Origin of the sequence: uncultured Coprobacter sp., assembly GCF_947855755.1 — a bacterium.
GTDB lineage: Bacteria > Bacteroidota > Bacteroidia > Bacteroidales > Coprobacteraceae > Coprobacter.
This window is the reverse complement of sequence record NZ_CANUAR010000042.1, coordinates 1-9,879: the sequence shown is the minus strand read 5'-3', so window position 1 is coordinate 9,879 and position 9,879 is coordinate 1. Positions and strand designations below refer to the sequence as shown.

At 35.1% G+C, this 9,879-nt stretch carries 7 protein-coding genes and 1 pseudogene; 2 read left to right on the top strand and 6 right to left on the bottom strand.

Annotation, left to right across the window (positions count from 1 at the left end):
* From Q0093_RS14310 to Q0093_RS14285, 6 genes and pseudogenes are all read right to left on the bottom strand, one after another.
* A pseudogene (locus Q0093_RS14310) lies at window positions 1–237 on the bottom strand (restriction endonuclease subunit S); the annotation flags it as partial.
* Window positions 238–242: 5 nt separating this feature from the next.
* A complete protein-coding gene (locus tag Q0093_RS14305) occupies window positions 243–1,394 on the bottom strand; it encodes a PDDEXK nuclease domain-containing protein (protein WP_025018357.1) in 1,152 nt (383 codons plus the stop codon).
* 4 nt (window positions 1,395–1,398) lie between these two features.
* On the bottom strand, window positions 1,399–2,832 hold the full coding sequence (locus Q0093_RS14300; RefSeq protein WP_021929905.1) for a class I SAM-dependent DNA methyltransferase: 1,434 nt from the start codon (window positions 2,830–2,832) through the stop codon (window positions 1,399–1,401).
* Between the two features lie 4 nt (window positions 2,833–2,836).
* Complete coding sequence (locus Q0093_RS14295) at window positions 2,837–3,493, bottom strand: papain-like cysteine protease family protein (RefSeq protein WP_297931800.1); 657 nt, start codon at window positions 3,491–3,493, stop codon at window positions 2,837–2,839.
* A 2-nt stretch (window positions 3,494–3,495) separates the two neighbouring features.
* Window positions 3,496–6,201 carry a DEAD/DEAH box helicase family protein gene (locus tag Q0093_RS14290; protein ID WP_297931797.1) on the bottom strand — a complete coding sequence of 902 codons (2,706 nt, stop codon included), beginning with the start codon at window positions 6,199–6,201 and terminating at the stop codon, window positions 3,496–3,498.
* Between the two features lie 70 nt (window positions 6,202–6,271).
* The gene (locus Q0093_RS14285) at window positions 6,272–6,478 is read right to left on the bottom strand and encodes a helix-turn-helix transcriptional regulator (protein ID WP_215683248.1); all 207 of its coding nucleotides are present in this window, start codon (window positions 6,476–6,478) and stop codon (window positions 6,272–6,274) included.
* Window positions 6,479–6,579: 101 nt separating this feature from the next.
* Between Q0093_RS14285 and Q0093_RS14280 the strand changes: the two genes are divergently transcribed.
* Window positions 6,580–7,686: a protein kinase gene (locus Q0093_RS14280; RefSeq protein ID WP_021929901.1), complete on the top strand. Its 1,107-nt coding sequence runs from the start codon at window positions 6,580–6,582 to the stop codon at window positions 7,684–7,686.
* Window position 7,687: 1 nt separating this feature from the next.
* The gene (locus Q0093_RS14275) at window positions 7,688–9,220 is read left to right on the top strand and encodes a tetratricopeptide repeat protein (protein ID WP_021929900.1); all 1,533 of its coding nucleotides are present in this window, start codon (window positions 7,688–7,690) and stop codon (window positions 9,218–9,220) included.
* Window positions 9,221–9,879 lie beyond the last annotated feature (659 nt).

The following is a 9,879-nucleotide window of genomic DNA, read 5'->3' as shown; positions in this document are numbered from 1 at the left end:
AGTCGTCCAAATCCAATTATCCGGCACATTAAATGGCACATTCTCATAATGGGGCGTATCAGAAGTTTTAGCTGTTTTTTTACTACGCTTTATTTTTCCCTCTTTTATTAAACGTTCTTTCTCTGCTTTAATGCGTTCAAGTAATACGGATGCAGGTTCATCATTCGGATCTTGAGGAACAAGTTTACCACGAATGGCAAGGTCTAGTATTTTTTGACGTAATTTCTTTGTATCCATTTGGATTAGTCTTTGTTTAAGAATAGATTGCAAAACTCATTCAGTTGCTGCTGCATGCGTTCCTGTGGAATGAGAATACGCTTGTATTCAGCAATCATGGTAGGACTCATGCTTCTGCTCATGGCATATTCTACTACTACCTGGTCTGCTTCTGGGCAGAGAATAATACCGATAGACGGATTCTCGTTAGAACGTTTTACATCTCGGTCAAGTGCTTCCAAATAAAATTCCAACTGTCCAAGGTCGCGAGGATGAAACTTTGTCTTTTTCAATTCCACAGCAACTAATGCCTGTAAGCCACGATGAAAGAATAATAGATCTGCCTTGAATGTAGATGTTCCTATATTAAGACGATATTCCTGATCCATGAATATAAAGTCCTTTCCCAGTTCAAGAATAAACTGTTTCATGTGTTCTACTAAACTACTTCTTAGCTTTGATTCGCTATGCTTTTTAGGCAAATTAAGAAAATCAACAAATAGAGTATCTTTGAACATTATTGGTGCATTAGGATATGTTTCAAGCAATCCTTTTGACATATTATCCTTATTACCTAATAACCCGGCATAAGTCTGATTAGAAATACAACGCTGAAGTTCTCGTTTTACTAAATGCTCTTTATTGGCATAGAGTATATAAAACAAACGTTCTTCATTACTTTTGCATCGGCATAATATTTCTATATGATTAGTCAAACTCGTTAACTCCAATATCTTAGGCATTTGTCCAATTGCTGGCTGGACAAATTGTGTAGCCAACGGTTGCACAATTACAGTAGTTTCCTGTGTATGATTTCTTGCTTCAATTTGTCCAGTTATTGGCTGGACAAATTCAGAGTTCAGATATTTTACTATTGTTGTATAAAATGTTTCAGAAGAGTATTCTTCATAAAACAACACCATATTGTAAATATTGCTTCTTCCAAAACCTTTGATGTCAGGGCGTTGGGAACGTATATATTCAGACAGTTGCGAAACGACCTTACTTCCCCATTCTTCGCTCTTCAGTTTAGCAGATACATATCCGCCTACATGCCATGCTGTGAGTAGCAGCTCTTCATTGACGGCTTTTGAAGCATTACTTTTATGTTGGAGAATAATATCTATGATTTCTCCGAATTGTTGTTCTATTGATTTTGCGATATCATTATTCTTCATACGCTTAATCTTCATTTATGTTTGCAAGCAGCTTCTCAAGTTCTGCAACTGCTGAGCTAATAGTTTTACTTTTCTCTTTTATGTCAGCCATCAATTCAGCCAAGGAGCGGTCATCAGACTCTCCTCCTTGTTTTATCCAGGTTATATCAAGGCTTGTCTTGTCACGAGTGAGAATATCATCTACCGGATATTTACGCCAACGCCCTTGAGGATTGTTTTCTGCATCATATGACTCTTTGCGTCCTTCTAAATTTCCTGCATTATAGCATGTAACAAAATCATCCAAATGATGTCTCTCTAATTTATTAGTAGCAAGCGTATGTTTGATATCAGTACGATAATCATAGAACCAAATCTCTTTTGTCGGTTGACCTTTGGAAAAGAACAATACATTTGCTTTTACGCCTTGTGCATAGAAAATACCTGTAGGCAAACGAAGTATCGTGTGTAAGTTGAAGTCTGAGAGTAACTTCTTGCGAATTGTTTCTCCAGCACCACCTTCAAAAAGGACATTGTCTGGTAATACTACGGCTGCACGACCTCCGGTTTTGAGCATCAGCATCATGTGTTGAAGAAAGTTCAACTGATTGTTCTTCGTTTCTACATAGAAATCCGGGCGGTTAATATCCACAGAACCTGCTGGACGAGTACCGAAAGGAGGATTGGCAAGTATTACGTCTACAAGGGAGGATGGCTCTTTCTCCAAAGAATCCTCACAAACAATCGGACTCCGGTCTGTTCCCACACCATGCAAATATAGGTTCATGGAAGCTAGCGTTACGACCAATGGTGTGTTATCTACGCCATGCAGTGCCTTGTTACGCAAGAAATCACGTTTTTCTTTACTGGCAGACTGTTCTTTCATGTAATCATATGCAGTCAAGAGAAAACCTCCAGTGCCGCAGGCCGGGTCACAAACCGTTTCTCCAATTTGTGGGGCTATGCAATCTACCATTGCTTTGATGAGCGGGCGTGGAGTAAAGTACTGACCGGCCCCACTTTTCTTGTCCTGTCCATTCTTCTCAAGGATGCTTTCGTAGATAGCACCTTTCACGTCTCCATCCATGATCAGCCATTGTTCCTCATCAATCATGGTAATGACTTTTTTCAAATAGACTGGCTTGTCAATCTTGTTTTGTGCTTTTGTATAAATTGTGCCGATAAGGTTTTCCTGTTCACTCAGTTGTTTCAGAGTATCTTCGTATTGCTTTACTAAATCTAGACCGTCAAGAGATATTAAATCACTCCATTGATAACCAGATGGTATTGCTGATTCTTCTCCAAACATTTCTACATTCTCTGCGTCCATCTTTAAAAATAGAAGATAGGTGAGCTGTGTAATATAATCTGTAAAACCGATACCTTGCCCGGCAAGAGTCGTTGCCAGATTCCAAACTTTTTTGGTGAGAGATTGCTCTGTTGTATTATTTGTTGCCATATTTTTAATCAAAACTTTTATGCTCTATTATAAGCATGTCATCTAATGTGACCTTATAAGTATTTATCTCAGTTACGTAATAGAATGGATATTGCGATTTGCCTTCTTTTGAGACATCAATAAAACAATTCCACGAGGAAACCTTTGGAGAAGGAGCTCCCGGATCAAGACAGAAAATTTTAGTTATGACATCCTCCTCATCGCGTTCTATTCCTATGGCTAATAAAGCATGCGCACCACCATTGAATTCTGTTGAGATTATTACTGGGATATTTTGATCTACGAATTGTTCTATTAATTCAATCCTATTATCATTAGTTCTTGGCCTTTTGTGTATTGCTCTAATCTCAAATGGCTGTTCGTTGATTTCACGTGCTAATGCTGTGTAGTTATAACCATTTTGGACAAATCCTTGCTCATAGAAAAAATGATATAAGAATTTGCCTTTAGGAGTACGCCTATCGGGGAATTTATATAGTTGAATATCTTGCTCTTCAATCATCCCTTGGCATAGCATAGCCATTATGAGTGAATAAACAGAACATGCTCCATCTAAATCACCTTGTTGTTTATGTATATTGACCCATTTCCCATTTGCATCTTTTGTTTGCAAACCTATTCTATTCAATCGTATACTATCTATTATTTGTATGGTTGCCATTATTATGCTGCTTTTCTTAAAACCACAAATGTGTATAGAGACTGTAAAGCTTCGTTTGCTTTCTGCATATTGCCAAAAGCACGAATCATTTGTGCTGCCTGAGTTGCATCATCTTCACGAATCTCTTTGATCGTACAAGCTCCGTTGGAAGCAATATAATCTACAATACGACTGATAACTTCACGTTGTTTATCTGTTATTTCGCGCTGATTTTGTCCTAACCATAGATTAAAATACTGTTTAGAGGTAGAAACTACACTATCTAATCGTTCTATTTGGTGTAAAGCAAAACGTACAAGCTGTATGATATTAGTCAAAGCATCGCTTTCTTCTTTTGTAGAAGAGCGTCGAACACTGTTTGGATTCAGAATGGCATATGAATTCCACAATTGTTTGGAAGTAAAATGATTGTTAGCCATCTTGAGTTTGTTTTCCAAATCTTTTAGCATTGAATAGGTAATTGGCTCACCTTCATTATTATAAATTATACGTAGAGCCTCTATTTCATCACAATGTTCTTTGCAGAAATCTTCAAATGCTTTTGTTGTACTTTTAGCTTCTTCTATTGAAAAACCTTTAGAAATAAGCGTGTCCTCACCAGGCATCAGCGTGTTGACAAACCCAGCAGCAAGAATGAGCAGATACCTGCGCGCATCTGCGTGATTTGCAAGTGGAGTTACTAAACCTTTCCGTTCGTTATTAGGCTCTTTGGTACTTATGAATGGCGGCAGGGTATTGTTTTCAAATGCTTCGTAAATCCTTGAAGCAAGTTCTTTCATGTCGTCATTAGCCAAACGTACGAACTCATTCCGCTGTGAATTATCTGCTTTGTTGTATATTCTAGAAAGTGTTGCAGCAAGACGTTTCAGATGCTCATCAGGAAGGTAACCATGGGTAATCTGTTCCAACAGCTCTTCAAGAGTGATAATCTTTGTAGTAGGCTCATCGGTTATCGTAGGTATTGTTTTTTCGTGTTCAGTAACACCTACGGCATCAATCAAATAGAAACAGTCTTTGCTGAACGCATTTGGGGTGACATTTCGTAACTGCTCATCTCCAATTGTGCGTACACCACGTCCTTTCATCTGTATATAGAGCGGTAAAGATTCTACATCACGCATGAAAATCAATACTTCAAGAGGCTTAACATCTGTACCAGTTGCTACCAATGTACAAGTTACAGCAATTCTGAAATCCTTGTCATTCCGGAACTGACGTATCAATTCATTACTATCGCCCGCAGAATAAGTTATTTTCTGCACAAATCGGTCATCTGTATGTTCAAATACTTCTTTAGCTATCTTTACGATATTGCTGGCATGAGTCTCATTTAGAGCAAAGATTAAAGTCTTTGGCAGATAGTTAAAATTGGCATCCCGCTGTGGATCATTGAATAACTCTGTATAGACTACATCACGGTAAGTAGACAGAATAAGTTTTATTTGCGCAGGATTAATGACACTTCTGTTTAGTTCTTTATTGGTATATGTTTTCGTTTCTTTATTGGAAATGGTTTTTACATCTCCGGTATATCGTGTTTCTTCTTTGATTTTTTCTCCTTCTAATATAGCACCGCCATTTTCTGTAACCTGAGTTTTGATTCGATATACACGGCAATCTACATTTACACCATCAACAATACTTTTTTCCAATGTGTAGTTGACTATACGATTATTGTTAAAGAATGCCATTGTTTCAGGAATTGGTGTGGCTGTCAATCCAACAAGTCTGGCTGTATCAAAATATTCCAATACCTTACGCCAATTCCCATAAATGGAGCGGTGACACTCATCTATGATAATCAGATCAAAATAATCATGTGGTAAATTGGGATTAGGAGGTAATACAACTTCTTCTGTAGGATCATTATCATCATCGTTGTCATTATCCTCAATAACATCGCCTTTCAGAAAAGAAAAAAGACGCTGTATTGTTGAAATAACGACATTGCTATCAGATGGTATAGAAGAGGAACGAAGACGATTCACTGTAAATATTGTATTGAATGCATCTCCATTTTCTGTCAACCGGAAAGTTCCAAATTCTCCCTCCGCCTGTTTCCCGAGGTTATTTCTGTCCACAAGAAATAATACTCTTCTCATTGGAGTATATGAAAGAAGACGATATGCAGCAAGACATGCGGTATATGTCTTACCTGCACCTGTTGCCAATACCATCAAGGCGCGATTCTGCCCACTCCTGAAACTTTTTTCCAGTTCAGTAACTGCCTCATACTGACAATCACGTAATCCTTTTTTTCGCAAAGTTGGGAGTCCGGCAAAATAATCATTTATTCCCAACAGCTTAACCAATTCATGAGGAGTTGGAATCGTCATAATTTGTTTGAAACAAGAATCCTGTTTACGAAAGTCACAGAAGTACAAGTCTTTTCCATTTGAAGTAAATATGAAAGGCAAAGGTTTTTGGTATACTTGATAGATATTAGGAACATTCCGGGCATATAAAACAGCCTGTTCGCAAACATTATTGGAAAAAGGATCTATCTCTTCTCTTTTAGCTTCAAGCACACCAACAGCTTTTCCGTTAATGAAAAGGAAATAATCAGCCTCAAGATTACCTTTTAAAAGTCCTTCTCTTATAGCAACTGCAGTACAGTTTGGTTCATAGTTATCTCTATTGACCACCTGCCAACCAGCATCGCTAAACCACTGATCTATTTTTTGCCTCGCTTTTTCTTCTGGTGTCATATATTCCTATATTTTTATATTATCGGAAGTTGCATACTAAGACAATAATAACATCTACAAATACGAAGAACTATTGGCGTTCTTCTTTGTCTGTTATCAAGTCTTTTAGGTCAACTTGAAGAATTTCAGCAATTTGCTGTAAGGTTTCCAAGTTAGGCTGGATTCTGTTACAAGCATACGCATTGACCATGCTAAAACTTTTATCCAGTCTTTTCGCTAACCACGTTTGTGAAATCCCTTTCTCCGATAAAACAACCTTTATTCTATTTAATTTCATTTTTAGATGCAATTATATTATGCAAATATAGTGAATTATATTCGATAATTTAGATTTTCTTTTGTATGTTTGCTTAAACATTATACTAAAAATCGAAATGAATGGATTATATGGATAGTCTTTTTGCAGTATGTAATTTAACAGGTAAAAGTATAAACGGATGGGAGGTTATAAATCAACTTCCAGAACCGGATAGGTCGAAAGGAGAAACAGGAGGGAATTTCTCTATATGCTATATTGTAAAGAAAAATGGTATTGAATGTTTTATGAAGGTACTTGATTATAGAAATTGTATGACAAGACCTTTACGTCCGCATGAAACAAGAATATCAGTAATTGAAAAAGCAACGAGAGAATTTAAATACGAAATGGCATTATCCGAGCATTGCAATAAACATAGAGTAAAAAATATAATTACGTATGTAGATGGTGGAGAGTGTGAATTAACAGATTTTATGTTCCCTACTGTAACTTATATAATCTATGAAAAAGCAGATTGTAATATTAGAAAGATTATCAACTTTTCTACAAAATTGGTTTTTACCGAAAAACTAAAAACTATTTCGTTTAAATTAAAATCTCTTCATGATATAGCATTAGGAGTTAAGCAACTTCATAAAATAGAGATCTCCCATCAAGATCTGAAACCATCTAATATCCTTTCTATTGGTAATAATTCGAAATTAGGTGATTTAGGACGCTCATTATGTCTTAGTACAGAAGTCGAATGTCCATATTCGTTATCAATGTTTAATGGAGATTGGACTTACGCACCTCCAGAAGCTTTTTTTAACTATAGATTATCAGATGATAAAGAAAGGCTTTATCAAATGGATAATTATATGATAGGATCTTTGATTGTATATTATATAAATGGAGTTTCCTTTAACACTTTACTTGATAGTAAGCTCTCCGGAGGAATTCGTGCTTTAGCTAAAACAGGAATAAGTTTTGATGAAGCAAGAACATATTTATTAGATGCATATCATCAATCTTTATTAGATTTCGAAGAAAGTATTCCACTTGAAGATTTAAAAGAAGGACTAACAAAAGTAGTTGAATATTTATGTCATCCGGAACCTGAGAAAAGAGGACATCCTAAAAACATATCAAAAACAAATAGAACCCCTAATTATGATTTAGAAAGGACAATTTCAGAGTTAGATTTATTTCAAAGAAAAGCAGAACTAAATTTGTATAAAAAATAATATGGCATCTAAATCAGATACAAGTAGCAGAAATGTTATTCCGGATTGGAAAGATTTTAAAACTTGTTTTAAATCAGGTGAATTATCAGGAAACTCTTCATATCAAATACAATTGCCCCAATATCCGATAATGGAGTATCTAGAAGCTTGGAGAGAAGAGAAAAATATAGCCATTGCTGGTGACCTTATAAGTGCAGCTATTATGAATGGACATACGCATATGCCTGAAGTATTAACTGCTGCAAAGTACATTGTTGAAAGACCAGAAAAATCTACTTCCTCATTACTCTCTGTTGCACAAACACTTCTTCAATCAAAAGAACATAAGGATAGGATATTGTCTCAAGATAAAATTTCAAATCAATTAAATAATATTCTGAATGGTGAAAATATTTACAAAGAAAGAGTTAAGTATTTTAGGAATTTAATTAAAAAGTATTCTTTTAATCCAATATGGTATGCAGAGTTATCTAGATGTTATATTAATCTGGGGCTTCTCGAAAAGGCTACTAATGCAATGCAAATAGCAATTCATTTGTCTCCCACTTCTAGATTTATTTCTCGTTCTGCAGCTAGGTTATTTCTTCATATAGGTGATATTGATAGAGCCCATCATGTTCTAGTACATAATCCAACTCTTCAATATGATCCATGGTTATTAGCATCAGAAATTGCAGTTAATGCTTCAAGAGGAAGAAGTTCTCGATTCATTAAAATGGGAATGTCTATGGTGTTCTCTGGTAATTATTCTCCGTTTAGTTTTAGTGAATTGGCAAGTGCTATTGGTACAAAGGAATTAGAATCTTCAAGAAAAAAAGGAAAGTTGTTTTTAGAAAAATCTTTAATATCACCAAATGATAATAGTTTATCACAAGCAGATTGGTTAATGAATAATGATAAATCCTTATCGTTGAATTTTTCAAATATACAAAAGCCTATATTTAATTTTGAATCAGATGCGAGATATTCTTTTTTTAAAAAAGAATATCAGTCTGCATTAGAAAGTTCTATTGCATGGATTGGGATAATGCCATTTGCACGGACTCCAATAAATTTTGCTGCAGATATAGCATATACATATCAAAATAACTATGCTGATGCTATTAAGATACTTCAGATAGGATTAAAAGCAAATCCTAAAGAACTTTCATTTATGAATAATCTTGCTTATGCTTATGCACTAAATGGACAAACAAAGGAGGCTGATGAGATTTTGATAAAATTATTGCCACTTGTTTCCAATGAAAGGGAACTATATATTTGTGCAAAAGCCACAAATGGGTTGAATGAGTATCGTAAAGGAAATATTGAAGTAGGTAGAAAACTCTATTCTGAATCTGTTAATTATGCCATACAAGTAGATGCTATAAATTTAGTTCACAAAGCCTTATTAAATAATATTAGAGAAGAGATTCGTGCAACACACCAATGTAGTACAGAACTTTTACAATTACTTGATAAATTACATACGGGGAACGAACGTGAAACAGAAGCAATGAAAAATGAGATAAATAAAATGCTATCTTCCCTTTAATAATTTATCACATTTATTTGTTATAGATTTAATAGTGAGTATCGTATTAGATATCTACTTTTATAAAAATATTAAGCTTATATTATCTAGATATTCGCTTATAAAATAATAATGGAATTTACATCATACTAATTCCATTTTTGTTTTAGTGTGCTCTGACTTTGGAGGAGAATTCCAGACCGTTAGGTAGGGTAAGTTAGTCTTTGTCGGACAGAAAACTTTCTGTCCGACAAAAACACAACTTGCTCTGTTCGTTTGAACAGAGAATCCACTTAAAGTGGATTGTGGCTCCATGCCCATTTATAGCTATAAAATAGAGTCATATTTGCCTGATGAAAAATGTAAATATCAGTTTGTTTGTGACAAACATGTATGCAGAGTTGAATATCGTGTGAATGGAGTGCCTGATATTTAGTCATTTGCCGAAATTTAAATATTCAATATTGAAAGTTTTATGCTGTATTGAACTATGGCATCCTGATTTACAGATATTACATATCAATCTGTATCATATAATAGTATGCAGATTGTTATAGTAAAGTTGTATGCGCTGCTTAATGAGGATTGTAATATATTGATAATCAGTGTGTATGTGAAATAAACTCTGTTGTGATATTGCAATAGTGTAATACCCTGATAACATAATAACACAACAACAT